This window comes from Chryseobacterium sp. (assembly GCF_041914225.1).
Classification (GTDB): domain Bacteria; phylum Bacteroidota; class Bacteroidia; order Flavobacteriales; family Weeksellaceae; genus Chryseobacterium.
The window spans coordinates 1-25,830 of record NZ_JAYSDT010000043.1; the positions used below are offsets into that span (position 1 = coordinate 1).

Genomic DNA, 25,830 nt, shown 5'->3' on the forward strand with positions numbered 1-25,830 from the left:
CGCTCAGGGTGAGAGCGCAGGCGCGAGGAGTATGAATGGATAGCGGGAAAGAGCTCCTAAACTTTAGAAACTGATCAGCTAACTATTTCCTTGTATAACCCTGTTTTACTCAAATAATTTCAATAAGTTTGTAGTGGTTTTCTAAAATAATTATAATGTCAGGAAACATTCTGATCATCGATGATGAGATCAAACTCCTTAAACTATTAGGAATGATCCTTTCCCAAGAGAATTTTAACGTAAAAGAAGCTTCTACAGCACGTTCGGCAATGACAATGCTGGAGCAATATGAATTTGATGTTGTTCTGAGCGATGTGCGGCTGCCTGATGCTTTTGGAGTAGAACTGGTAAAGTCTATCAATAATAAATATCCTCAAATTGAAATCATTTTGATGACGGCTTTCGGGAATATTACAGACGCAGTACAGGCTATGAAGAACGGTGCCTACGACTATCTGGTGAAAGGAGATGATAATGAGAAAATCATCCCTTTGGTCTATAAGGCTTTGGATAAGGTGAAAGATAATAAATCAAGAGTGGTTCAGCAGACTGTAACAAAAGGATTTGATCAGATCATAGGTAAATCACCACTAATTTTACAAGCTAAAAAACTGGCAGAAAAAGTGGCTCTGACGGATGCCGCCGTACTTCTTACAGGAGAAACAGGAACGGGTAAAGAAGTCTTTGCAAGTGCAATTCATGAAGGGAGTGACAGAAAGAAGAACAGCTTCGTAGCCATCAACTGCTCTGCATTCAGTAAAGAGATTCTGGAGAGTGAGCTTTTTGGCCATAAGCAAGGTGCTTTTACCGGTGCGGTGAAAGATAAAAAAGGTTTGATTGAAGAAGCGAACGGAGGAACTCTGTTTCTTGATGAAATTGGCGAAATGCCCATAGAATTGCAGGCAAAGCTGCTCAGAGTACTGGAAACCGGAGAATTTATCAAAATGGGGGAAACCAAAGTTTCCAAATCCGATTTCAGATTAATTGCTGCAACCAACCGGGATCTGGAGGGTGAAATAAAGCAGGGGAATTTCAGAGAGGATCTTTATTTCAGACTGAATGTATTTGAGATCACACTTCCGCCACTAAGGGAAAGAAAAGAAGATCTGAAAGCTATTGCCAAACATTTTATAGATATTTTTTCCCATAAACTTCATCTTGCATCCGTTCAGGTAAATCCTGATTATTATAAAGCGCTGGAACGAAACGACTGGAAAGGAAATATCCGAGAATTGAGAAATGCTGTGGAACGCAGCTTGATTTTGATGGATAACAATATCCTTGACGCAGACAGCCTTCCCCATTACTCGGAAAAAGCTATTCCCGAAAGTGATTCATTAAGTATCAGATCACTGGAAAAAATACATATCCAAAAAGTCTTACAGTATACAAAAGGCAACAAAGCAGAAGCCGCACGTTTATTGGAGATCGGTATTGCCACATTGTACCGGAAACTTGAAGAATATGGATTAAAATAAATTTTTATTATTTTAATAAAGAGCCTATCATTTTGATAGGCTTTTCTGTTTTTATATAGTGAGGTGTTTAAGTGTAATTGATTGTTATTCAGTTTGTTAATTCTTTGTTTTTCAAAATGGACTTTCTTTTGGCATATAGTCTCTGAATAAAATATTTAAAAATGACAATTTCTAGAAAAACGTTTAAAAAACGGGAGCAATCTACTTTTAGTCTGCTGATTGTATCGTACGTATTGTTGACCCTTTTAACCCTAATAATTAAGATATGATGCTGATAAGTTTAATTCTGCTGTTTGCAGTGCTGTTTTGGCTTTTATATAAATCAGTTGAATTTTTTGATAGAATATAAATTATGTGGAGTTTATTTTTCCTCTCAATACTTGCCTTTGTGTATATCTGTTATGTTTTAATAAAACCTGAAAAATTTTAATCCATCATGAATACAGAAATATTAGGCATCATAGCAATGTTTGCTATCACGTTAGTTATCGGAATATTTTTAGGGAAATACATAGCTAATGTCTACGGATACAAAAAAACTTTTCTGGACCCGGTTTTTGAACCCGTTGAAAAGTTAATTTATAAAGTTTCAGGGATTAATCCTGCCCGTCAGATGAACTGGAAACAGAATATGTATGCCATGCTGGCGATTAATCTGATCTGGTTTATCATTGGTTTTCTTCTTTTGCTGAATCAGGCGTGGCTTCCTTTAAATCCTGACGGAAACCCGAATATGTCACCTGATTTGGCTTTTAATACGACCATTTCATTCTTGGTTAACTGTAATTTGCAGCATTATTCAGGAGAAACGGGAGTGAGCTATCTGAGCCAGCTTTATCTGATGTTTTTACAGTTCGTTACGGCTGCAACGGTAATGGCGGCTATGGCTGTCCTTTTTAAGGCTTTTAAAGAAAAAACAAGCACAGAACTGGGTAACTTTTACGATTTTTTCACCAAATCAATGGTCAGAATCCTGGTGCCGATCAGTGTGATTGTTGCTTTAATTCTTTCTATTAACGGAAGTCCGATGACTTTTGAAGGGAAAGATCATATTATAACACTTGAAGGCCAGAAAGCAGACGTTTCCAGAGGTCCTGTATCTGCATTTGTTGCCATTAAACACCTGGGAACTAACGGTGGTGGATTTTTCGGAGCGAATTCAGCACACCCACTTGAAAATCCCAATTATATGACCAATATGACAGAAATGGTTACTCAAATGATCATTCCGTTTGCGTTGGTATTTGCACTGGGTTTTTATCTCAATAAAAGAAAGCTATCATGGGTGATCTTTACGGTAATGACGGTCGGTTTTCTGGCGCTTACTATTCCGAATATAGTGAATGAAACAGGAGGAAATCCTCTGATTACACAAATGGGAGCAGATAATAGCCTGGGAGCTATGGAAGGGAAAGAAATCCGTTTCGGAAGTGCAGCATCCGGGTACTGGAGTATTGCCACTACTGTAATTTCTACAGGATCTGTGAATGCGATGCACGACAGCACAATGCCTCTTTCAGGGATGAATGAGCTGCTCGCCATGATGATCAATTGTTTCTATGGAGGTTGCGGAGTCGGAATCCTGAACTATTTCATCTTTATCATTCTCGCGGTGTTCATCAGTGGTCTGATGGTAGGACGAACCCCGGAATTTATGGGTAAAAAGATTGAAGCGAAGGAAATGAAAATTGCGATGATTGTCGCTTTATTTCACCCTTTCTTAATTCTTGCAGGAACGGCTTTAACAGCTTATCTGCCGGAATTTGGGGCAAAAACATTGAATAATCCGGGCTTCCATGGTTTCAGTGAAATGCTGTACGAGTTTACTTCTTCTGCAGCCAATAACGGATCCGGATTTGAAGGACTTGGAGACAATACCCCTTGGTGGAATATCTCAACAGGAATTGTGCTTCTCCTGTCAAGATTCATCCCGATCATAGGACCGGTAGCCATTGCAGGACTATTGGAACAGAAGAAATATATCCCGGAAAGTGCAGGAACACTGAAAACAGATACGGCTACTTTCGGATTTATGACTCTGGCGGTAATTTTACTGATTGCAGCATTATCCTTCTTCCCTGCATTGACATTAGGCCCTATTGCAGAGCAGATTCAGTACTTCTCAAAATAAATGTGAACATTAAAAATTAAAATCAATATTCAACCATTAAGGAAGCTGAAAAATGTAAGGAAGCTAGTCTGACACTTACGAAACGTTCACTTACTATTATCCATATCTATCCTTATGATCCGGCAGACCTTGATGGTTACTATTGATTTACAATGATATAAACTCTTTCAAAAAAATGAAAAATCAGTCACAAACATTATTTCAAAGAGATTTGGTCAACGAAGCGATAAAACAGTCCTTCGTAAAGCTGAATCCGAAAATTATGTTTAAAAATCCGGTAATGTTTCTGGTGGAAATCGGAACCATTGTTATGTTTATCGTAAGCATGTTCAGTCTTACCGGTGATAAAACCCAGGGAAGCTTTTCCTATAACTTTTTAGTATTTATTATTTTATTTTTCACCGTTCTGTTTGCCAACTTTGCAGAAGCTATTGCAGAGGCAAGAGGAAAAGCACAGGCTGATACCCTCAGAAAAACAAGAGAAGAAACTCCGGCCAGGGTAGTCCTTGATAACAAGCCGGGGTTCCAGGTAGAAACAAGTCTGAAAATGTCTGCTGAAATGAGATTAGGTGATATTTTCCTTTGTGAGGCTGGAGATCAGATTCCGATGGATGGGGAGATTATTGAAGGTCTTGCGACCATTGATGAGTCTGCCATTACCGGAGAAAGTGCACCTGTAATCCGTGAAGCTGGAGGAGACAAAAGTTCTGTAACCGGAGGTACAAAAGTATTGTCAGACAGAATTAAAGTGAAAGTAACCACAAAACCGGGAGAATCCTTCCTGGATAAAATGATTGCTCTTGTAGAAGGAGCATCGAGACAAAAGACACCGAACGAAATTGCATTAACCATACTGTTAGCAGGATTCACGCTTACATTTATTATTGTTACCCTAACTTTAAAGCCTTTTGCAGACTATGCGCAGACTCCGATTACCATAGCGGCATTTATATCTCTTTTCGTTTGTCTTATTCCGACAACCATCGGTGGTCTGCTTTCTGCAATCGGGATTGCGGGGATGGACAGAGCATTGAGAGCGAATGTGATTACCAAAAGTGGTAAAGCTGTGGAAACAGCGGGAGATATTGATGTTCTGCTGCTTGATAAAACCGGAACAATCACTATCGGTAACCGTAAAGCAACGCAGTTCCATCCTGCAAACGGAATCCAGATTGAAGAATTCATTAAAGCTTCTGCATTAAGTTCTGTAGCTGATGAGACACCGGAAGGAAAATCCATCATTGAGCTGAGTGCCTTAAAAACCGAAGATTTATTGGTTTCCAATCCTACATATATTGATTTTACTGCAGAAACCAGAACTTCCGGAATTGATTTTGAAGATACAAGAATCCGTAAAGGAGCTTATGATACGATAAAAAAACTGACTGAAAAAGCCGGGAATATCTTCCCGCAGGAAACCCAGAATGCGGTAACCAAAATTTCTGAAAACGGAGGAACACCTCTGGTAGTTTCTGTAAATGAAAAGGTGTGGGGTGTTATTGAACTTCAGGATATCATCAAAACCGGAATTCAGGAACGTTTTCAGAGACTGAGAAAAATGGGTGTAAAAACGGTAATGGTAACCGGAGATAACCCCTTGACCGCAAAATTCATTGCAGAAAAAGCCGGAGTAGATGATTTTATTGCCGAAGCCAAACCTGAAGATAAGATGAATTACATTAAAAAGGAACAGCAGGAAGGTAAACTGGTAGCGATGATGGGAGACGGAACCAATGATGCTCCGGCATTAGCTCAGGCAGATGTAGGTGTAGCCATGAACAGTGGAACTCAAGCTGCAAAAGAAGCCGGAAACATGGTAGACCTTGATAATGACCCCACAAAACTGATTGAAATTGTGGAAATCGGGAAGCAGTTATTGATGACAAGAGGAACGCTGACAACTTTTAGTATTGCGAACGACGTAGCGAAGTATTTTGCGATTATTCCTGCGCTCTTTATCACTTTTATTCCTTCTCTTCAGAAGCTGAATATTATGAATCTTCACAGCCCGGAAACAGCGATATTATCAGCGGTTATTTTCAATGCAGTGATTATTCCGTTCCTGATTCCGCTGGCACTGAAAGGAGTAGCTTATAAGCCGATCGGAGCAAGTGCCTTATTAAGAAGAAACCTTTTGATCTACGGTCTGGGCGGAGTTATTGTTCCCTTCATCGGGATCAAAATCATTGATCTGATAATCAGTTTATTCTATTAAAATTAAAAAAATGAAAAATCATATTGTTTCAGCATTCAGATTAACGCTTATAATGCTGGTGGTAACAGGGCTTTATCTGGCTGTAGTATACGGAGGTTCTAAAATACTTCCCAACAAAGGAAACGGAGAGGTTATTTATGATAAAGGACAGAAGTTTTATGCCAATATCGGACAGGAATTTAAATCTGAGAAATACTTTCATGGCCGTCCTTCTTCCGTTAATTATAATGCAGCAGGAAGTGGTGGAAGCAACAAAGGTCCAAGCAACAAAGAATATCTGGATATTGTACAGAAAAGAATCGATACTTTAAAAATGGATAATCCTGAAATGGGGAATACAAAAGTTCCTGTAGAGCTTGTTACAGCAAGTGGAAGCGGGCTGGATCCGGATATTTCCGAAGAAGGAGCACTGTATCAGGCCAAAAGAATTGCAAAAGTGAGAAATATTTCTGAAGAGCAGATCAGAAATTTAATTAATACTCAGACTGAAAAGCCGCTGTTAGGCCTTTTCGGACCATCAAAAGTGAATGTTCTGAAGCTTAATATTGCTTTGGATCAATTAAAATAATAAATTAATAATCAAATAATCATGTCAGGGCTTTAAACCTTGACATGGTTAACATACCTTAATAAAAGTGAAAAAATATTTAGTTATAGGAGCCGTATTGGGAATGTTTTTCTCCAAAGCACAGTCGTCAGACTCATTAAAAACAGGAAATAAAGTTACATTTTCCGCTTATGCAGAACTGTTTTATACCTACGATTTTAATGAGCCCGGAAATCATATGCGTCAAAATTTCCTCTACTCATATAACAGACATAATGAAATGAATCTTAACCTGGGATTGGTTAAAGCCAATTATCAAAGTGAGAATATTCGTGCCAATGTAGCTTTAATGGCCGGAACTTACGCTCAGGATAATATGGCAGCTGAACAAAATGCATTACGCTACGTGAATGAAGCCAATGTAGGAATCAGAATATCAAAAAATAAAAGCTTATGGATTGATGCAGGGATTATGCCTTCCCATATCGGCTGGGAAAGTGCCATTGGGAAAGATAATGTTAATTTGACAAGAAGCTTAGCTGCAGAGAACTCTCCGTATTTTGAAACCGGAGCCAAAATTTCCTACACTTCAGATAATGGAAAATGGTTTGTAAGCGGACTGGTATTGAACGGATGGCAGCGTATCGCAAAGGCTGAAGGAAATCAGAGTATTTCTTTCGGGCATCAGCTTACCTATAAGCCTAATGATAAAATTACTTTGAACAGTAGCTCATTTATTGGAAATGATAAAGCAAAAGAGGATAAAAGAATGCGTTATTTACATGATTTGTATGGAAGTTTCCAGATAACGGATCAGTTTTCTGCGGTATTGGGATTTGATATCGGAGCAGAACAGAAATCAAAAGGAAGTGAGCAGTATAACATCTGGTACAGTCCGAATGTTCAGATGAAATATCAGTTGGACAGCAAATGGGTACTGGCAGGAAGACTGGAGTACTACAATGATAAAAACGGAGTGATCATCAGCACAGAAACGCCTAACGGGTTTCAGACTTTCGGATACTCGCTGAATGTAGACTATGCAATATTTAAAAATGTTGTTTTCCGTACAGAAGCCAGAGGTTTGACTTCAAAAGATGCCATTTTTGCTAAAAATGATGAATTTAAAAAGGGGAATTTCTTTATAACATCGAGTTTAGCGGTCTGGTTTTAATATCGGTTTAGCCACAGAAAATAGTGCTTAAAGTAAAATTAAAAAGAATAAAATCAATGTCATCAGCAAAAGATTTTTTAGAACTGATTCAGAAGTCCCGCAAAGGAAAATTCAAAATTTATATCGGGATGAGTGCAGGGGTAGGAAAGAGTTTCCGTATGCTCCAGGAAGCTCATTCCCTTTTGCGAAATGGCATTGATGTGAAGATCGGGTATATCGAAACTCATGGACGGGAAGAAACTGAAGCTCTGGTGGAAGGTCTTCCCCAAATTGAAAGGAAATCGGTTTTTTATAAAGGAAAGAACCTTGAGGAAATGGATCTTCAGGCCATTATCAATGAACATCCTGAAGTCGTGTTAGTAGACGAGCTGGCCCACACCAACGTAGAAGGTTCTAAAAATAAAAAAAGATGGCAGGATGTGCTGGAAATTCTGGATAACGGAATCAACGTCATCAGTGCCATGAATATCCAGCATATCGAAAGCCTGAATGAAGAGGTAAAGAAAATCACGGGAGTGGAAGTAGCAGAGCGGGTTCCTGATAAAATACTGGCACTGGCAGATGAAGTAGTGAATATTGACCTTACCGCTGATGAGCTGCTGACCCGCCTGAAAGAAGGAAAGATCTATAAAAAAGAAAAAATTCAGACAGCGCTGAGTAATTTCTTCCAAAGCGGGCATATTCTGCAGCTTCGTGAGTTAGCTTTAAAAGAAGTAGCCACTCACGTGGAAAGAAAAGTGGAGACAGAAATCAAAACCGAGAATTTTAAACCGATAAAATTCCTGGCCTGCATCAGCAGTAATGAAAAAATTGCCAAAACAATCATCCGCAAAACAGCAAGATTAGCCAGTTATTATAACAGTCCGTGGACGGTTTTATATGTTCAGAAACCTTCAGAAAATCCTGAAAAAATTGCGCTGGATAAGCAGCGGTATTTGATTAATAATTTTAATTTAGCACAGGAATTGGGCGCCAAAGTAGTACGGATCAAAGAAAGCAGTGTTCATAACGGAATTCTGGAATATGTGATTGCCCATAATATCACGACGGTTTGCATTGGGAAACCTCATGCCAGGTTTTGGCAGCGGCTGTTAGGATACAGCTGGATTTATACCCTGATGAACAGACTGAATGAAAGACAGATAGATATTATTATTTTATCTTAAAAGTAATGAAACTTAAAACAAAACTTACCTTAGGCGTGGGCCTTTTATTTCTGCTGATCGTACTGCTTTCAGTGATAGGTTCTGTATATATCAATAAATTAAAATCTGATACTGAAAAGATTCTTACTGCGAATTACAACAGCCTGGAGTTTTCCAAAAACATGCTTCTGGCACTGGATAATATCAGTACAGACAGTACCGTTGCAATAGCAGATTTTCAGAAAAACAATAAACTTCAGGAAAAAAACCTTACCGAATTTGGAGAAAAAGAAGCTACGCAAAACCTCAACCTTCATTTCGACAGCTATCTGAAAGCTCCGGATATCAATAAAGAAAAGCTGATACGCGAAGATCTGGCCAAGATTATGTCTTTGAATATGAAAGGTATAGAACGTAAGAGTGATATTGCCATCATTACAGCAGAAAATGCTACTTTCTGGATCGTAAGCTTAGGAACGGTATGTTTTCTGATTGCTTTTATATTACTTTTCAATTTACCACAGACTATTGCAGAGCCTATTAACCAGCTTACTTTCAGTATCAAACAGATTGCCGATAAAAACTACAGTGAAAGAGTTCATTTCAAAGGAAGCGAAGAATTCAACAGTCTTGCAGATTCCTTTAACAGCATGGCAGAGAAACTTCAGGAATACGAAAGCAGTACACTTTCCAAGCAGCTGATGGATAAAAAACGGATCGAAACCCTTGTCAATAATATGCATGATGCAGTTATTGGTCTGGATGAGAATCATTTTATCTATATGATTAATGATGAAGCTTTGAAAATCACCAATCTTCACAAAGAAGAAATTATAGGAAAAACGGCTCATGAAGTTGCTGTCAATAACGATCTGATGCGTGAACTATTGAAAAATATAGATCATCCGGTAAAAGATCCGATTAAAATCGTTCGTGATAACAAAGAAAATTATTTTGAACAAGACATCATCCCGATCAATATTGTAAAGACCGGCGAAAAGGAAAAAAAATATATCGGAAAGGTAATTCTGTTAAGAAATATTACCCCTTTTAAAGAGCTTGATTTTGCCAAAACCAATTTTATAGCAACCATTTCCCATGAACTGAAAACTCCGATTTCAGCTATCAAAATGGGGGTACAGCTTCTTGGAAACCAAAAGTTCGGGGAGCTGAATGAGCAGCAGCAGGAATTATTGAAAAGCATCAATGAAGACGGGCAGCGCTTACTGGATATTACAGGTGAGTTGCTTAATCTTTCCCAGGTAGAATCCGGAAACATAAGACTGACTGTTGAGAAATGCTCTCCAAAAGAAATCGTACAGACAGCTGTAAAGAACGTTGAAAAGCTTGCCGAGCAGAAAAACATTTCCATCAGTACAGAATATTTTCTGGAAGACAACGACGCTGTGACTGCTGATTTTGATAAAACTGTCTGGGTGATGAATAATTTTTTAACCAATGCCGTAAAGCATTCTTTTCAGGACGAAAGTATTAAGATTGTAGTTGAGAGACTGGATTCTTTCATTCAGTTCAACATTATTGATACCGGAAGCGGAATTGATGAAAAATACCACCGTCAGATCTTTGACCGCTATTTTCAGGTTCCCGGAGAACATCAGAATGGAACTGGCTTAGGCTTGGCAATTTCAAAGAATTTTATTGAGAAGCAACATGGAGAAATAGGAGTGAAAAGCTCTTTGAATAACGGAAGTACATTTTATTTCAGACTGCCGGTTTCATAAGAGTTATTGTTATACCTTTGAACAGAAAAATAATATTTTTCTTAACTAAAAACGTGTAATTCTATTCTTTTAAATTCATGGATCCAATACAAAACGCACAATTTCTTTGAATAACCTTAGTCAAGAAGAGATTTTGCTTTTTAAGAAGGCTTTGAATAAACAGATATAAGCTCTGGTACTATTGATGCTTTGGAGGCTATTGTCTGAAGTTTATATATTTGGCTATTATCAAATAGAGACTAAAGTATATGAAAGAGCATCATTTTTATTCCAGTAAAATTAAAAACCTGATACTGCTTATCATTTCGTGTACTTTTACGATAGGTCTTTCTTATATTGATTTCGGAGACAAAAATCTACTTATCATTGTGATTCTTTCCCTTGGAATTACTCTTTTTTCCTTTGGAATATTGTATTCGATCCTGCTGTTGGTACGTACCGAACCTTTACTAACGGTGACTGATAAGCAGATTATTGTTTATAGTGTATTAAGAAAGCCTACATTCATCCATTTTGATGATGTAGCTTTATTTTTTATATCAGATATGCGGCATCATGGGATTAAAACCTCAGAATACATTTGTGTTATCATGAAGAAGCCGAAGGAAAAGATAAGGTTTCTTCAGCAGTGTTTCCTCAGTTAGAAGGAATTCGTTACAGTATTCAGACTGATATTCTGAATGTGAAGGCAAAGGTGTTATTGGAGCTGCTGAATAGTAGAATAAGACCTTATAATTTGTAGGATTGCTAAAATTTTATTATCAATTCATTTATGATGAATATCTCAGACTTAAAACTTGATTTGATCAATCGTATTGCCTAATTAAAGGAGGCTAGAATCGTTGAGATTCAGAAACTTTTGGATTTTGAATTAGATCAGAACGAATATGTTCTTAATGCTGCCCAAAAAGACAGGATAGCAGAAGCAAGGGAAGAATATAAAAATCGATCATACCTTACCGAAGATAAAGCCAATCAAGATATAGAAGAATGGCTAAAAGAAAAGTAATCTGGACCGTTAAAGCTAATACAGAAAGAAAAGAAATTCTTGAATACTGGATTCTCAGAAATAAATCTAATGTTTTTAGTATAAAACTCAACAAGCTGATCTTATATAATATTGAATTACTGGCTGAGCATCTTGCAATAGAAAGAAAAACAGATATTGAAAGGGTGAGGGTGAAAATAGTGAGAGATTATCTGATATCCTATGAATTTTCAAATTCTGAGTTGATCGTCCTTTCTGTTTGGGATGGAAGGAGAGAAGATAAAAAGTGAAGAATTATTTAATTCGACTCATTTCTATAATAATAAAAGACCATTGAATTATTTCAATGGTCTTTTTGTAAAATATTTTAAAATTTTATTATTTCTCAATCAGATCCAGAAACTGCTGCTCATCCAGAATCGTAATTGTCCCGATATCCTGGGCTTTTTTCAGCTTGCTTCCTGCTTTTTCTCCTACCACAAGATAGTTGAGGTTTTTCGAAACGGCAGAAATATTTTTTCCTCCATGCTTTTCTACCATCTCCTCAGCTGCTTCTCTTGTGAATAGAGATAATTTTCCGGTGAATAGGAACGTTTTTCCTTCCAGAACATTGGATAGAACTTCATTGGTGTTTTCTCCTTTTTCAAGCCGTACACCATAAGATTTTAACCGCTCGATCATCAAAATGTTTTCAGGATTCTGGAAAAAATCAACGATGCTTACTGCAATTTTTGTCCCGATATCTTCCACCTGGCAAAGTTCTTCAATCGTAGCATTTTTTAATTCTTCAATCGTTGGAAAGTTTTTCACCAGTTTTTTGGCAACTGTTTCCCCTACATGCTTAATTCCGATTCCGTACAAAACTTTCTCAAAAGAAACTTCTTTGGATTTTTCAATTCCTGTGATGATGTTCTGGGCAGATTTTTCAGCCATTCTTTCCAATGGAAGAAGCTGTTCTTTCGTTAAAACATAGAAATCTGCAGGATTTTCAATCAGTCTTTCCCTATACAGCTGTTCAATCGTTTCACTTCCCAGATTGTCAATATTCAATGCTTTTCTGGAAACGTAGTGGATCATTCTTCCAACAACCTGTGGTGGGCAGTGAAGTTCGTTCGGACAGAAATGGATCGCCTGATCTTCAATTTTTACCAGTTCGGTACCACATTCAGGACAATGTTTGATATATTCAATTTCTTTGCTGGCTTCTGTTCTTTTCTCAGTATTGACACCTACAATTTTGGGAATAATTTCACCTCCTTTTTCTACATACACGAAATCATGTTCATGAAGATCCAGCTTTTTAATGATATCTTCATTATGCAGGGAAGCTCTTTTTACGATTGTTCCGGCCAGTAAAACAGGTTTAAGGTTGGCAACAGGTGTAATAGCACCGGTTCTTCCCACCTGGTAAGAGACACTCTGAAGTTCTGTTTCTACTTTTTCTGCTTTGAATTTGTATGCCATTGCCCAACGGGGAGATTTGGCCGTATAGCCAAGCTGTCTCTGCTGCTGTAAAGAATTAACCTTTAAAACAATACCATCAATTTCAAAAGGAAGGTTATGGCGTTCCGTATCCCAGAATGTAATAAATTCCTGTACCTCAGCCATCGTTTTACATAATTTGGCCTGCTGGGAGGTTTTGAAGCCCCAGCTTTGCGCTTTCTGAAGCTGCTCCCAGTGGCTTTCAGCAGGAACTTCATCAGAAATAAACTGGTATAATACAGAAGAAAGCCCACGTTTTCTTACCTCAGCGCTGTCCTGCATTTTCAGACTTCCGCTGGCTGTATTTCTTGGATTCATAAAAGGATCAAGGCCTTCTTCCTCACGCAGTTTATTGATTTTGTCAAAGTTTTTTCTGGTCAGATAAATTTCGCCACGCATAAAAAACTGAGCAGGGAAATCCCCCTTTAAAGTCAAAGGAATATCTGAAATGGTACGTACATTCGGGGTAATTTCATCTCCCTGGAAACCATCACCACGGGTCACAGCCTGTGAAAGTTTACCGTTTTCATAAAGAATAGAAATGGAAGCACCGTCATATTTCAGCTCAGCAACAAATTCTACCGGATCGTCAATTGTTTTGATGATTCTCTTTTCCCAGTCTTCAAGATCGTCAAAATCGTAAGAATTGTCCAGAGAATACATTCTGAATTTATGCTGAATTGTAGGGAAAACCTTGGTAACACCACCACCTACACGTACCGTAGGAGAGTTTTCATCATAAAATTCAGGATACTTGGCTTCCAGATCCTGAAGTTCCTGCAGAAGCATGTCGAACTCAAAATCCGTGATGGTAGGAGTATCCAGTTGGTAGTAGTTTTCATTATGCTGATGAAGCTCTTTGCGGAGCTGTTCTATCTTTTGTTGAATGTTTTCAGACATTGCTTTTCTATCTTTTGAGCAAAAATAACTAAAGTAATCGCATTTAAAAAATAACAGAATAAAATAGTACAGGAAAATTAAAAATGCTTAATATGCTTTAACAGATTGGTTCTCTATAACATAAAGCATATGTTTAAACTAATTTAACATAACGTTCTGATTTAATTTAAAAAATGTTAAAACTTTCTTAAACAACCCGCTCTTAAAGTCAAAATACCTTTGCACATCTGATTGAAAGAAACCTCAAAATAATCTATCATCGTGAAAATCAAAGAGGTTTCTGGGCTAACATCAAAAAATTAATAATATAGATCTTCGGAAGAAATGAAAAAAGTAAAGATTGTACTGGGATTATTGTTTTTAGGGCTTGGGACAATGGCTTATGCACAGACCACACAGGCTTCTATTGTAGGGAAAGTTACCGGACCGGGAAGTACGGCCCAGGAAAAAGTGAAAGTAACGATCGTGAATGAGTCTACAGGATTCAGAACGGAAACGGAAACCAACTCAAAAGGGGAGTATATTTTTAAGGAAATTCCTCTTGGAGGGCCTTACACAGTCATTGTCAACGATGATAAAAAAGAAGGGTACAATGTGAACTTCGGTGATCAGGTGACAGTCAATATGGATCTTGGAAATGAGAAGCATATCGAAGAAGTAAAGATTACAGGGAACCTTAAAAACAAGATCGGAAATCTGGGTGCGGCTACCGCTATTTCTGCTAAAAATATCAGCATACTCCCGGTAAACGGTCGAAACTTTGCCAATCTTGCTGAACTATCGCCACTGAGCGGAAAAGGTGGAAACCTTTCCGGGCAGCTGGGGTCTTCTACCAACTTTACAATTGATGGGATGACAGCCAAAAATCCTACTTCTGCCGGAGCTACTACCAGCCGAAGCGGTGCCCCTTTCTCAATCTCTATTGAAGCGGTACGTGAATTTAAAATCACAACCAACCAATATGATGTTACTTTGGGAAGAAGCGGAGGTGGAACAGTAAGTGCTGTTACCAAATCAGGGACCAATAAATTTTCAGGAAGTGCCTGGGAATATTTAAGAACCAACTGGCTTTCCAGCCCATATGATATCAGAGGGAATAAAAGAGATAATGATTTCTCTACTTCCCAGTTCGGATTTTCATTGGGAGGTCCAATCATTAAAAACAAATTGCATTTCTTCGTAGCATGGGATCATCAGCTGGATTCAAGACCTTTGATAATTGCTGATATCAAGTCTCCGGATGACGAGAAAAGATTCAATACAACAACACAGACACTTAACCAGTTTCTGGATATTGCAAGGGCAAAATACGGGGTAGGAAACAGTCCGCAGTTCGGAAGTTTTGATAAAGTGAGAAACTCTGATGCCGGTTTTTTACGTTTAGACTGGCAGATCAATGAAAAACATTTATTAACGCTTAGAAATAACTTCACATACGATCTTAATAAAAACGGATTGGGTGATAACACCAATATTAATTTCTTTGAGTCTTATGGAAATGATAAAAATCTTGATAACAGCTTGTTGTTAACATTAAGATCAAATCTTCAGCCTAATCTGACCAATGAATTAAAGGCTCAGTATCTTTATACTTTCCAGGACAGTTATCAGAACAATCAATTAGGGAAACCGGTTCCGAGAGCAATTGTTGAAGGCGTATCTTCCAGTGTGGGATCTACGAATATTCAGATCGGGGGACATCGTTTTGCTCAGGAAAGCTTCAGAAATAATGTATTCCAGCTTGTAGATAATTTATATTACAATACAGATAAGGTAAAATATACGTTTGGGGCTGACCTTATGTATACAACGGCAAAATCAGTATACGGAAGTGAGGTGAACGGAAGATTCCATTTCCAGGGGATGAGCAATTTTGACAACATGACACCTTACAGATTCTACAGAGAAGTTCCTTTGGTGGCCGATCCGTCTGTAAGATCAAACATTTGGAACATCGGAGTATATGGACAATTCCAGACGAAAATTGCAAAAGGTCTTGATTTAATGGCCGGTTTAAGATTAGATTACGGCGGTTATCCGAAAGCAAAATTCAACCAGAAATTGTTTGATGAAATGGGAATCAGAACCGATAATCAGATCAAATCATTTGTCATCCAGCCAAGATTTCAGTTTGACTGGAACATCAATGAAGAAAATAAGGACTTCCTTAAATTCGGTGCCGGAATTTTCTCTTCCGATATCAACAATTATATGATCATCAACAACCTGGTATTTGATGGCAGACACCTTGCTACAGTGGATGTAAATCCTACGGTGATTGGTCTTACTCCTGATTTTAACAGTTACAGGAATGACTATAATTCTGTTCCGTCACTTTCCCAGTATCAGATTCCAACCATCAATTATACCGGTAAGGATGCAAAAATCCCGATCGTTTATAAAGCCAATATCTCGTATACCCATTTCTTCAATGAAAGATTCAGAGCGGGAATTGCCGGATACATGGCTTTGGGTAGAAATAATTACTTTTATTACGACAGAAACATGGTGGCCAATCCTTTCTTTACCCTGGCTAATGAAGGCGGAAGAGGAGTATTTATCCCTACAGGGGCTATTACCAATAATGCCAATAACAGTGTAAGTTTCGACTGGAAACAGGGGAGAATCAATAATAATTTCGGAAGAGTATTGGAATTGGTTAGTGATGGTAAAGTAAACCAGTTCTCATTTGTAATTGATACAAGTTACCGTTACTGGAAAGACGGAGAAATCACTGCAAGTTACACATGGTCTGATATTAAAGACAATACTTCATACAATGGAAACGTAGCCAACTCAGCGACATTATCTACCATGATCCAGAGCGATCCGAGAGATTTAAGAATGACCTATTCTGACAACCAGTTCCGTAATAAAGTGGTTATCTATGGAAACTCTCCTACGATTGCAGGCTTTACAGTGGGAATCAGATATTCAGGGATAGGAGGAACGCGTTTCTCTGCAACCACAGGAGGAAATATCAACGGAGACTTCGTAGATTCCAATGACCTTGCTTTTATCTTCCCGAATCTTACCCAATCCATTCTGGATGATCCACAGGTAGGACAGGCCCTGAAAGATTACATCACTGAATACAACGGAAAAATTGCAGAGCGTAACGGTGGTAAAAACGGTTTTTACGGAGTTTGGGACGTGCGTGTAGCGAAAAAAATTAAATTTGATAAAGTCGGAGCTTTTGAACTTTCTGTGGATATCTTCAACGTGGCCAACCTTCTGAACAAAGAATGGGGAGTAAACAAATCATACTCAAATACTTCTCTGTATAAAGTGACCAGATTCAATAAAGATACAATGCAGTACGAATACACCAAAAATGTAAGTGGAGGTGGTTTGGTTCCTTTGACAGGAAATCCTTATCAGATCCAGATCGGTGCAAAATATACTTTCTAACTTCTTTTGAGCCACGGAAGACATACAGGTCCCCGTGGTTCAATTTTAATAACTACCTTTATCAGGAAGTTTCAGGACTTTTTTTAATAATCTAAATTATATTATGAAAAATTTTATCTTAGGGTTAGCAGTTTTAAGTACAGTTATGATGAAAGCACAAACCCAGATCATCGCCCACAGAGGATATTTCCAGGCTCAGCCTCCTACCACGGAAAATTCACTTCAATCATTGGAAAATGCCCAGAAATTAAAAGTTTATGGGTCTGAATTTGATGTAAGAATGACAAAAGACGGTGTATTGGTGATCAATCATGATGAGCACCATGGTAAAATGGAAATTTCAGAAACTACTTTCAAAGAGCTGGAAACATTGAAATTATCCAACGGAGAAAAATTCCCGACCTTAAAAGATTATCTGAAGCAGGGAAAAAAAGATAAATCTCTGAAACTGATTGTCGAGATTAAACCTGCCAAAACTCCGGAAATAGAAAATGAAATCACGGAGAAAACAATTAAAATGATCAGGGATATGAAGCTGGAATCTCAGAGTGAGTTTATTTCTTTCAGCCTGAATATCTGTAAAGAAATCAAAAAACTGGCTCCATCCTTTAAAGTTCAGTACCTGAATGGCGAGCTGTCTCCTGAGCAGATTAAAAAAGAAGGATTGGACGGAATGGATTATCACTACAGTGTTTTCCAGAAAAACCCGACATGGATTGCTGAAGCAAAAGCTTTAGGATTAATTACCAATGCCTGGACAGTGAATGATGTTGCCGTATATGATGAGCTGAAGAAACAGGGAATAGGGTTTGTAACAACCAATATTCCTGATCAGTTGAAGAATAAATAAACAAATTTAAAATCTTCAGAATATAACAACTGAAGGACAACGTATTCCCTTCCTCCGGAGGGGTGGCAAAAATTCGAAGAATTTTTGACGGGGTGGTTTAACGAAATATTTTAACCATCTTAGCAAATAACCAATAATTTATACAGTCTGCCCCTTATATGGAAGCAGGCTGCTTTTTTTAGGGGCTAAACCCTTCTTTTTAATAATAAATGAAAGAAATAAGTGATTAGGTTTGATATTAATGTATTGTAATACAGTATTTTATTTGCTTTGTGTGGTATTATCTCAACGCAAGACAATAAAGATACATAAATAGAGCTTGAAAACCGTATTAAAAATACTTAATTGCTTAATTGTTTGTTAATTAGCTATTTATATAATGTTATTAAGACTGGATTAACAAATGGTTTAATAAATTTTTAAGAAACGTTAAAAGTGTGTTAAGACGTTCCTTGTAATGTCGTTCTAATTTTGCGCAAACAAAAAGGAAATGCGTAAAGAGACACAAAAACTGTTGGTTTTGTCGCTGTTAGGATTCGTCAGCGTCAATCTGGCAGCACAGCAGAAAGCTAAAAAAGACACGGTTAAAGGACTTGATGAAGTAGTGGTTACTGCTTTGGGAATCAAAAGACACGACAGGGCTTTAGGTTATGTTGCCGAGAAAGTAGAAGCCAAAACATTTGAAGAGACCCAGAATAACAACTGGGCACAGTCAATGGAAGGGAAAGTGGCAGGTCTTAAAATTCAGACTGCCGGAGCGGGGCCGTTGGGAACTTCCAGAATTACCTTGAGAGGGGAAAAATCCATTATGATGGATCATAACTATGCTCTGATTGTAGTGGATGGAGTGCCATTGGGGAATTCTACCACAGGTTCAGGTACGGCAGCCTATGGAGCGGGTTCCGGTGGTGATGTTCCAATTGATCTTGGAAATGGATTGAACAGTATCAATCCGGACGATATTGAATCCGTAACCGTATTAAAAGGAGCTTCTGCAGCCGCATTATACGGATCACGTGCTGCCAACGGAGCCTTAATGATCACTACAAAATCCGGAAAAACGAAAAACGGAAAACTGAGAGTTACCTTTAATTCTTCCTCAAGCTTTGATACAGTATTGAAATGGCCGGACTGGCAATACGAATACGGGCAGGGAACACTGGCAACCAATACAGCAGGAAATTTTTACTATTCTTATGGCCTTTCCCCGGATGGACCAAGTACAGGTGGTACCAGTAGCGCTTTCGGGCCTAAATTCGCCGGACAATATTATTTCCAGTATGATCCTGATGTAATGGGACAAAGCAAGGAAAGGCAATTGTGGAGACCTTATGAAAATAATATCAAAGGTTTCTGGAGAGCAGGTTCTAACTATTCAAACAGTATTTCTGTAGAAAGTTCCAATGAGAAAACCAGCTTCAGAACTTCACTGACGTATCTTAATAACGAGTGGATGATGCCGAATACAGGCTTCGACAGGTTCAATTTTGCCTTATCATTTGCCCATCAGCTTACCCAAAAATTAAAAATATCAACAAAATTTGCTTATAACACTACTACCAGTGATAACCTTCCTGCGACGGGATATAACAACCAGTCGATCTCCTATTTCATGATCTTCCAGAATCCCAATGTGGATCTTGAATGGTACAGACCGATATGGAAGCCGGGTCAGGAACAGGTTGATCGGATCCATCCGTTCAGTTCTTATATCGATAACCCTTATATGATTGCTTACGAAATGTTGAATGGCGTAAGAAAAAAGACTATTACAGGAAATATTACGGCAGATTATCAGTTTAATAAGAATTTTAGCCTGATGCTGAGGTCAGGGATTGAAATTCTGAATGAAAAAAGAACAACCAAAAGACCATGGAGTTCTGCAAACTATCTGAAAGGTTTCTACAGGGAACAGTTTATCAAAAACCAGGAATATAATAACGACCTTTTATTTTCTTATAAAGCAGACTGGAACAAGCTCAGTATTTCAGCATCAGCAGGAGGAAGTATCCGTTATAATGAATACCTGTTGAATGATTATCAGGCCATCGGATTGAAAACAGCAGGAGAATACAGCCTTACCAATGCACTTAATATTCCGGTTAAATATCCCGCGCCAAGAGATAAACATGTAGACAGTGTGTATGGGTTACTTACCCTTGGATATGACAACAAAATATTTGTGGACATTACAGGAAGAAATGACTGGAATTCTACGCTTCCGAAGCAAAACAGGTCTTTCTTTTATCCCTCAGTGAGTACCAGTTTCATTTTATCAGATATTTTTAATCTGAAAAGCAATAACCTGAACTTATGGAAACTGAGAGCTTCATGGGCGAAAGTAGGAATAGACAGTGATCCTTATCTTCTGGATAATTATTATACAGCAAGCAACATTACAGGAAGTGTGGTAGCGCCTACAACTTTTAATAACCCTTCCCTGAAACCTGAAAAAAATACCAATATTGAAGCTGGTATGGATTTCAGTCTTTTCAAAAACAGATTGAACCTTAATTTTACTGCTTACCAGAATGTCAGTGAAAATCAGATTATCCCGGTATCGTTGCCCACTGAATCAGGGTATTCCAAAAGGATCATTAATGCCGGAAAAATCCGAAACAGAGGTTTGGAACTTTCAGCAGATATCTTAGCCATAAAAGGTAAAGACTTCTCATGGAAAGTTGGCGGAAACTGGTCTACCAATGAAAACAGAGTGATGACGCTGCCTGAAGGTTTTGACGGAATCGTTTCCAACGTAGGAGATGTAGTATTCTATAAAATGGAAGTAGGAGGTTCACTGGGAGATATGTATGGATTTAAATTACTAAGAACTCCGGACGGAAAAGTAATTTACGGAGACAACGGACTTCCGGCAAGACCTGCAGATATTGAAAAAATAGGAAATGCATTCCCAAAATGGAGGGCTGGTCTTCAGAATGATTTCCGGATTAAAAATTTCACGATAAGCTTCTCATTTGACGGTCAGTATGGTGGTATTGCGTATTCTCAGTCGCATCATAAAATGTCTGAGCAGGGTAAGCTGAAATCTACCCTTCCGGGAAGAGATAATCCTGGCGGAATGATTGTAGGAGACGGGGTTGTTCAGAATCCTGACGGAACTTACAGTACCAACACAAAAGGAGTTCTGGTATCTTCTTATTACGGAGATTACTACAGAAGAGCCAATGTGGAAACCAACAGTTTCAGTACAGACTTTATTAAGCTGAGAGACGCAAGAATTGCTTATTCCTTCCCTAAAGAAACCATAAAATCTATAGGTCTGGATGATCTTACGATTGCCATATTCGGAAAGAACTTATGGATGTGGACCAAGTTTCCAATGTTTGATCCTGAAGTAGCTACGCTGGATAATGCAACCATCACTCCGGGAGTGGAAATGGGACAGCTTCCAACAGCAAGAACAATTGGTTTTCAGTTAAATCTTAAATTCTAAAATCTTTAAAAATGAAAAAAATAATCATACATCTTACATTGGCAGTTTCTGTTTTCATGCTTCAATCCTGTGACAGAACATTCGAGGAGATGAATACAGATACGAGTAAGATTAAAGATCCTTCCGTAGGAAGCCTTCTTGCTCCTATACAGTATGAAATGGGAAGTTATGGCTATAACAGGGCAGATGATTTCACTTTTGATATCATGCAGATTGCTTTAGATTTTCCCAATGAAGGAAATTCCTACAGCAGATATTATATGGACGAAAAAAGTGGCAACGGCTACTGGAATACTTCTTACAGATGGCTTAAGCAGGTAAGTGATCTCAGAAAATATGCAACAAAAGAACAGAATAATAATTATCTGGCTATTTCAATGGTGCTGAATGCATGGATTGCCTCCAATCTTACTGATGCTTTTGGTGATATACCTTTATCCGAAGCATTAAGAGTTGAAGAAAATATTTTAAAACCGAAATATGATAAGCAGAAAGATGTTTACATCCAGCTGTTAAATGACCTGAGAACGGCCAATTCATTATTCAATACCAATCAGGCATTAACGGAAACAGATTTATTTTATAATGCCAATACCAACAGCCAGGCCGGTATTTTAGGATGGAAAAAATTCTGTAACTCGCTTTCATTAAGGTTACTGACCAGAATTTTAAACCGAAACGGAGAAGTAAATGTCTATGAAAGAATTCAGGAAATTGTTAATAATCCGGCTCAATATCCCATTTTCCAGAATAATACAGACAGTACAGTACTGCCGCTTTCGGGAATATCTCCCTATTTGCCACCAATAGCCCGTCCACAGGATTTTACTGCTTACAGGGCAGCAAGTGAGTTCTTTGTGAATGCCATGAAAGACAATAATGATCCAAGACTCAGCATGTTTTTTACGAAAGCGAAAGCAGGGACAGGAGAAGATCTTGGCTATAAAGGAGCTCCTTCTGGATACGCTTTGGGAACATCTTTCAACTATCAGCCTTCCAATCTGAACCAGAACCTGGCGAAAGCACCTTTAAAGATTTTAATCATGACCTATTCTGAAGTGCAGTTTATCCTTGCAGAATTGGTTAATAAAGGAATTATTGCAGGAAACCAGCAAACTTACTACGAAACAGGAGTAAAATCTATCATTGAACAGTGGGGAGCAACAGTTCCGGCCAATTACTTCAGCAATCCTAAAGTAGCCTATGACGGTTCTCTGGAAAAAATTATGCTTCAGAAATACATTTCACTGTTTTTTGTTGATCACCAGCAATGGTATGAATACAGACGTACAAAGCTTCCGGTGCTTCCTAATAACGGAGGTCTTCAGAACGGCGGACAAATGCCTGTGAGATTCATGTATCCTACCGCTACAAAAGTGATGAATGCAGAGAATTATAACGCGGCGGTACAATCAATGGGAGGAGACAATATCAACGTGAAAATGTGGTGGAATAAATAACAAATTGGATTTAAAAATTGAAAATAATTTAAACATTAAAAAACGATGAGTATCAATATAAAACTTTTAGTGCCTTGCATGCTGGTTTCAGCAATGGCATTCTCACAAGCTTCTGTTTCAGGATATGTATTCGAAGATAGTAACAAAAATCAAAAGAAAGAAAACCGTGAAAAAGGAATTGAAGGGGTAGCTGTTTCTAATGGTGTTCAGGTAGTTCTTACGGATAAAAATGGCAGATACAGTCTTCCGGTTCAGGAAGATCAGACTGTTTTTGTAATCAAGCCGTCAGGATATCAGACTGCTTTAAATGCGAACAATCTTCCGCAATTCTATTACCATCATAAACCCAAAGGTTCTCCTGCAGATTTTAAATACAAAGGAGTAGCTCCTACAGGAGATCTTCCAAAAGAGCTGAACTTTCCACTTTATCAGCAAAAAGAAGACAAAAATTTTGACATTCTTGTTTTCGGTGATCCGCAGCCTTACACAGAAAAAGAACTGGATTACTTCAAAAGAGGAATCGTAAACGAAGTAAAGAACACCAAAAAAAATGCAGTATTGGGAATAAGTCTGGGAGATTTGGTAGGAGACAACCTAAGCCTTCAGAAACCTTACGCAGATGTGATGAAAGAAGTCGAATTACCTTGGTATAACGTGATGGGAAATCATGACATGAACTACGATGCAAAAGAAGATAAGCTTTCCGATGAAACATTTGAATCCAATTTTGGCCCTGCTAATTACTCCTTCAACTACGGTAATGTACACTTCATCATTTTAGATGATATTCTTTATCCGGATCCGAGAGATGGCAAAGGATATTGGGGTGGATTCCGTGATGCCCAGCTTCAGTTTATTGAAAACGATCTGAAACTGGTTGATAAAAATAAACTGATTGTCATCTCTTTTCATATTCCGCTGGAGCATAACAATGAAGACAACTTCAGAAATGCGGACCGTCAGAAATTATTTGATTTCTTAAATCCTTTTCAGAATGTTTTGCTGCTGTCAGCACATACACACATCCAACAGCAGATTTTTTATGGAAAAAAAGCAGGCTGGAACGGAATCAAGGAATTGCACGAATATAACGTTGGAACTACTTGCGGAGACTGGTACTCAGGAACACCGGATGATGCAGGGCTTCCTACCTCCACTATGAGAGACGGAACTGCAAAAGGATATTCTTTTATCAGCTTTACAGACAATCAGTATAAAGTGAAATACAGAACAGCGGGGAAACCGGAAGATTATCAGATTAAATTATATGTTCCGAAAGTGATTCCTTCCTCAAGAACTTCAGCAAAAGTATTGGCTAATTTCTTCATGGGAAGCAAAAAAGACAAAGTAGAATACAGAATAGACGGTGGAAAATGGGAAGAAATGGAATATGATGAAACCATCGACCCGAATTTTGCCCTTTCCGTTTTCAAATGGGATTTTACAGAGAAAATTTTTCCCGGAAGAAGACCTTCCAACCCTGAAATGTCAAAGCACATCTGGGAAGCTGATTTTCCGAAAAAATTATCATTGGGAAAACATAAAGTTGAGGTGAAGGCTGTTGATATGTATGGAAATGAATTCTCTGCTTCAGAAGAGTTTGAAGTACAGAATCCAATCCAGATTCCTTAAGCTTTTTATTTTTTTACTATACCTTTTTTAGATTTGAAACCGGTTCTCATGAGCCGGTTTTAATTTTTAATGAAGCATAGATAAACCACAAAAGTCACAAAAGTTTTTAAAAACTCACTTCTTTAAATTGTAATTTAAGTTTAATGAAGTACACTTAGGTTTTATATAAAAAAAATATGTTTTATCTTATATGAACTTTTATGAAGAGTGATTACAACGTTTAAATTTCTCAATGTTAATCATCTTTTGTGACTTTTGTGGTTAAATAAAATATAAGTTAAATCTATGTTTTCAATGCTTCGTAAAAATGTTCTTTTGTAACTTTGTATCAAGAAAAGTATCATTACTATGAATATAAAAGGAAAAAATGCCATCGTAACAGGTGGTGGAAGAGGACTGGGAAAAGCTGTAGCATTAGCTTTAGCCAATGAAGGAGTAAACGTTGCCATTACAGGAAGAAATGAAGAGAATCTTAAAATGACGGTTGAAGAAATCAAAAAATTAGGAGTACATTCAGCATACGCAGTATTTTCTGTAGACAATGAAATTCAGGTAAAAGCTGGAATAGAATCTTTAGCACAGCAATTGGGAGGAATTGATATTCTAATCAACAATGCAGGAATCGGAGACTTTGGATCCATCGAAGAAATGCCTTCCGAAACTTGGGAGCAGGTTATCAAAACTAATCTTTTCGGGGTGTATTATGCAGCTAAAGCAGCTTATCCGTTCATGAAAGCTAAAGGAGAAGGTGATATCGTAAACGTAGCCTCTACTGCAGGTCTGAAAGGAGGACCGAATATGTCGGCATATGCCGCTTCAAAGGCAGCAGTAGTATCTCTGTCACAATCCATGATGGCAGAATGGAGAAAACAAAATATCCGTGTTATCACGCTTACTCCAAGTACTATTGCTTCTGATATGAGCATCCAGGGTGGCCTTACAGATGGAAATCCTGATAAAGTATTACAGCCGGAAGACTTTGCAGAATGGGTAAGAGATATCCTGAAAATGAATAGAAGAGCGTTGATTGCTAACGGTTCTATTTTCTCTACGAATCCATAAAAATTTAAATTTAAAGTTCAAGGTTTAAGGTTTAAAGTTGTCAGAAGACTTTTCCTTTATCTTGAATACAAAATTCAATAGGAGCGGGCTTTAGCCCGCTTTCTTTTTTACATTTCTATTTAGGCTTTAGCCAAAACTTAGAATTTTTAGCATTTCACA

At 37.9% G+C, this 25,830-nt stretch carries 18 protein-coding genes; 17 read left to right on the top strand and 1 reads right to left on the bottom strand.

Annotated features, from left to right (window positions below; all coding sequences use genetic code 11):
• The first annotated feature begins 155 nt into the window (after positions 1-155).
• From ACE3RB_RS15985 to ACE3RB_RS16035, 11 genes are all read left to right on the top strand, one after another.
• Complete coding sequence (locus ACE3RB_RS15985) at positions 156-1,478, top strand: sigma-54-dependent transcriptional regulator (RefSeq protein WP_374465121.1); 1,323 nt, start codon at positions 156-158, stop codon at positions 1,476-1,478.
• Positions 1,479-1,830: 352 nt separating this feature from the next.
• Positions 1,831-1,908 carry a potassium-transporting ATPase subunit F gene (locus ACE3RB_RS15990; protein ID WP_077415921.1) on the top strand — a complete coding sequence of 26 codons (78 nt, stop codon included), beginning with the start codon at positions 1,831-1,833 and terminating at the stop codon, positions 1,906-1,908.
• 6 nt (positions 1,909-1,914) lie between these two features.
• The gene (gene kdpA / locus ACE3RB_RS15995) at positions 1,915-3,609 is read left to right on the top strand and encodes a potassium-transporting ATPase subunit KdpA (RefSeq protein WP_374465122.1); all 1,695 of its coding nucleotides are present in this window, start codon (positions 1,915-1,917) and stop codon (positions 3,607-3,609) included.
• 175 nt (positions 3,610-3,784) lie between these two features.
• On the top strand, positions 3,785-5,824 hold the full coding sequence (gene kdpB, locus ACE3RB_RS16000; RefSeq protein WP_374465123.1) for a potassium-transporting ATPase subunit KdpB: 2,040 nt from the start codon (positions 3,785-3,787) through the stop codon (positions 5,822-5,824).
• Between the two features lie 10 nt (positions 5,825-5,834).
• The gene (kdpC, locus tag ACE3RB_RS16005) at positions 5,835-6,392 is read left to right on the top strand and encodes a potassium-transporting ATPase subunit KdpC (RefSeq protein ID WP_374465124.1); all 558 of its coding nucleotides are present in this window, start codon (positions 5,835-5,837) and stop codon (positions 6,390-6,392) included.
• A gap of 103 nt (positions 6,393-6,495) precedes the next feature.
• Positions 6,496-7,545, top strand: coding sequence for a porin (locus ACE3RB_RS16010; protein WP_374465145.1), 1,050 nt, complete (start codon positions 6,496-6,498; stop codon positions 7,543-7,545).
• Between the two features lie 56 nt (positions 7,546-7,601).
• A complete protein-coding gene (locus ACE3RB_RS16015; protein WP_374465125.1) occupies positions 7,602-8,711 on the top strand; it encodes a sensor protein KdpD in 1,110 nt (369 codons plus the stop codon).
• A gap of 5 nt (positions 8,712-8,716) precedes the next feature.
• Positions 8,717-10,432 (top strand): ATP-binding protein, encoded by a 1,716-nt coding sequence (locus ACE3RB_RS16020; protein ID WP_374465126.1) that lies wholly within the window; start codon positions 8,717-8,719, stop codon positions 10,430-10,432.
• Between the two features lie 248 nt (positions 10,433-10,680).
• Complete coding sequence (locus tag ACE3RB_RS16025; RefSeq protein WP_374465127.1) at positions 10,681-11,076, top strand: STM3941 family protein; 396 nt, start codon at positions 10,681-10,683, stop codon at positions 11,074-11,076.
• 215 nt (positions 11,077-11,291) lie between these two features.
• Positions 11,292-11,441: a hypothetical protein gene (locus ACE3RB_RS16030; RefSeq protein WP_374465128.1), complete on the top strand. Its 150-nt coding sequence runs from the start codon at positions 11,292-11,294 to the stop codon at positions 11,439-11,441.
• Positions 11,423-11,710, top strand: coding sequence for a type II toxin-antitoxin system RelE/ParE family toxin (locus ACE3RB_RS16035; RefSeq protein WP_374465129.1), 288 nt, complete (start codon positions 11,423-11,425; stop codon positions 11,708-11,710). The genes ACE3RB_RS16030 and ACE3RB_RS16035 overlap by 19 nt, the downstream gene beginning before the upstream one ends.
• A gap of 88 nt (positions 11,711-11,798) precedes the next feature.
• Here the strand turns inward: ACE3RB_RS16035 and ligA are convergent, their stop codons facing one another.
• On the bottom strand, positions 11,799-13,802 hold the full coding sequence (ligA, locus tag ACE3RB_RS16040) for an NAD-dependent DNA ligase LigA (protein WP_374465130.1): 2,004 nt from the start codon (positions 13,800-13,802) through the stop codon (positions 11,799-11,801).
• A 324-nt stretch (positions 13,803-14,126) separates the two neighbouring features.
• Between ligA and ACE3RB_RS16045 the strand changes: the two genes are divergently transcribed.
• From ACE3RB_RS16045 to ACE3RB_RS16070, 6 genes are all read left to right on the top strand, one after another.
• Positions 14,127-17,213, top strand: coding sequence for a carboxypeptidase regulatory-like domain-containing protein (locus ACE3RB_RS16045; RefSeq protein ID WP_374465131.1), 3,087 nt, complete (start codon positions 14,127-14,129; stop codon positions 17,211-17,213).
• A 103-nt stretch (positions 17,214-17,316) separates the two neighbouring features.
• On the top strand, positions 17,317-18,063 hold the full coding sequence (locus tag ACE3RB_RS16050) for a glycerophosphodiester phosphodiesterase (protein ID WP_374465132.1): 747 nt from the start codon (positions 17,317-17,319) through the stop codon (positions 18,061-18,063).
• A 490-nt stretch (positions 18,064-18,553) separates the two neighbouring features.
• Positions 18,554-21,517 (top strand): SusC/RagA family TonB-linked outer membrane protein, encoded by a 2,964-nt coding sequence (locus ACE3RB_RS16055; protein ID WP_374465133.1) that lies wholly within the window; start codon positions 18,554-18,556, stop codon positions 21,515-21,517.
• 11 nt (positions 21,518-21,528) lie between these two features.
• Positions 21,529-22,977, top strand: coding sequence for a SusD/RagB family nutrient-binding outer membrane lipoprotein (locus ACE3RB_RS16060; protein WP_374465134.1), 1,449 nt, complete (start codon positions 21,529-21,531; stop codon positions 22,975-22,977).
• 45 nt (positions 22,978-23,022) lie between these two features.
• Positions 23,023-24,609, top strand: coding sequence for a calcineurin-like phosphoesterase C-terminal domain-containing protein (locus tag ACE3RB_RS16065; protein WP_374465135.1), 1,587 nt, complete (start codon positions 23,023-23,025; stop codon positions 24,607-24,609).
• A 348-nt stretch (positions 24,610-24,957) separates the two neighbouring features.
• On the top strand, positions 24,958-25,671 hold the full coding sequence (locus ACE3RB_RS16070; RefSeq protein ID WP_374465136.1) for a 3-ketoacyl-ACP reductase: 714 nt from the start codon (positions 24,958-24,960) through the stop codon (positions 25,669-25,671).
• The last annotated feature ends 159 nt before the right edge of the window (positions 25,672-25,830 follow it).

What these genes read in the sequence shown, in the direction of transcription:
- ACE3RB_RS16010 (WP_374465145.1), top strand. Translation starts at nt 6,496, where the DNA reads ATGTTTTTCTCCAAAGCACAGTCGTCAGACTCATTAAAAACAGGAAAT.
- ACE3RB_RS16015 (WP_374465125.1), top strand. Translation starts at nt 7,602, where the DNA reads ATGTCATCAGCAAAAGATTTTTTAGAACTGATTCAGAAGTCCCGCAAA.
- ACE3RB_RS16045 (WP_374465131.1), top strand. Translation starts at nt 14,127, where the DNA reads ATGAAAAAAGTAAAGATTGTACTGGGATTATTGTTTTTAGGGCTTGGG.
- ACE3RB_RS16020 (WP_374465126.1), top strand. Translation starts at nt 8,717, where the DNA reads ATGAAACTTAAAACAAAACTTACCTTAGGCGTGGGCCTTTTATTTCTG.
- ACE3RB_RS16055 (WP_374465133.1), top strand. Translation starts at nt 18,554, where the DNA reads ATGCGTAAAGAGACACAAAAACTGTTGGTTTTGTCGCTGTTAGGATTC.
- ACE3RB_RS15990 (WP_077415921.1), top strand. Translation starts at nt 1,831, where the DNA reads ATGTGGAGTTTATTTTTCCTCTCAATACTTGCCTTTGTGTATATCTGT.
- ACE3RB_RS16070 (WP_374465136.1), top strand. Translation starts at nt 24,958, where the DNA reads ATGAATATAAAAGGAAAAAATGCCATCGTAACAGGTGGTGGAAGAGGA.
- ACE3RB_RS16025 (WP_374465127.1), top strand. Translation starts at nt 10,681, where the DNA reads ATGAAAGAGCATCATTTTTATTCCAGTAAAATTAAAAACCTGATACTG.
- ACE3RB_RS16065 (WP_374465135.1), top strand. Translation starts at nt 23,023, where the DNA reads ATGAGTATCAATATAAAACTTTTAGTGCCTTGCATGCTGGTTTCAGCA.
- ACE3RB_RS16035 (WP_374465129.1), top strand. Translation starts at nt 11,423, where the DNA reads ATGGCTAAAAGAAAAGTAATCTGGACCGTTAAAGCTAATACAGAAAGA.
- kdpB (WP_374465123.1), top strand. Translation starts at nt 3,785, where the DNA reads ATGAAAAATCAGTCACAAACATTATTTCAAAGAGATTTGGTCAACGAA.
- kdpC (WP_374465124.1), top strand. Translation starts at nt 5,835, where the DNA reads ATGAAAAATCATATTGTTTCAGCATTCAGATTAACGCTTATAATGCTG.
- ACE3RB_RS16060 (WP_374465134.1), top strand. Translation starts at nt 21,529, where the DNA reads ATGAAAAAAATAATCATACATCTTACATTGGCAGTTTCTGTTTTCATG.
- kdpA (WP_374465122.1), top strand. Translation starts at nt 1,915, where the DNA reads ATGAATACAGAAATATTAGGCATCATAGCAATGTTTGCTATCACGTTA.
- ACE3RB_RS16050 (WP_374465132.1), top strand. Translation starts at nt 17,317, where the DNA reads ATGAAAAATTTTATCTTAGGGTTAGCAGTTTTAAGTACAGTTATGATG.
- ligA (WP_374465130.1), bottom strand. Translation starts at nt 13,802, where the DNA reads ATGTCTGAAAACATTCAACAAAAGATAGAACAGCTCCGCAAAGAGCTT.
- ACE3RB_RS15985 (WP_374465121.1), top strand. Translation starts at nt 156, where the DNA reads ATGTCAGGAAACATTCTGATCATCGATGATGAGATCAAACTCCTTAAA.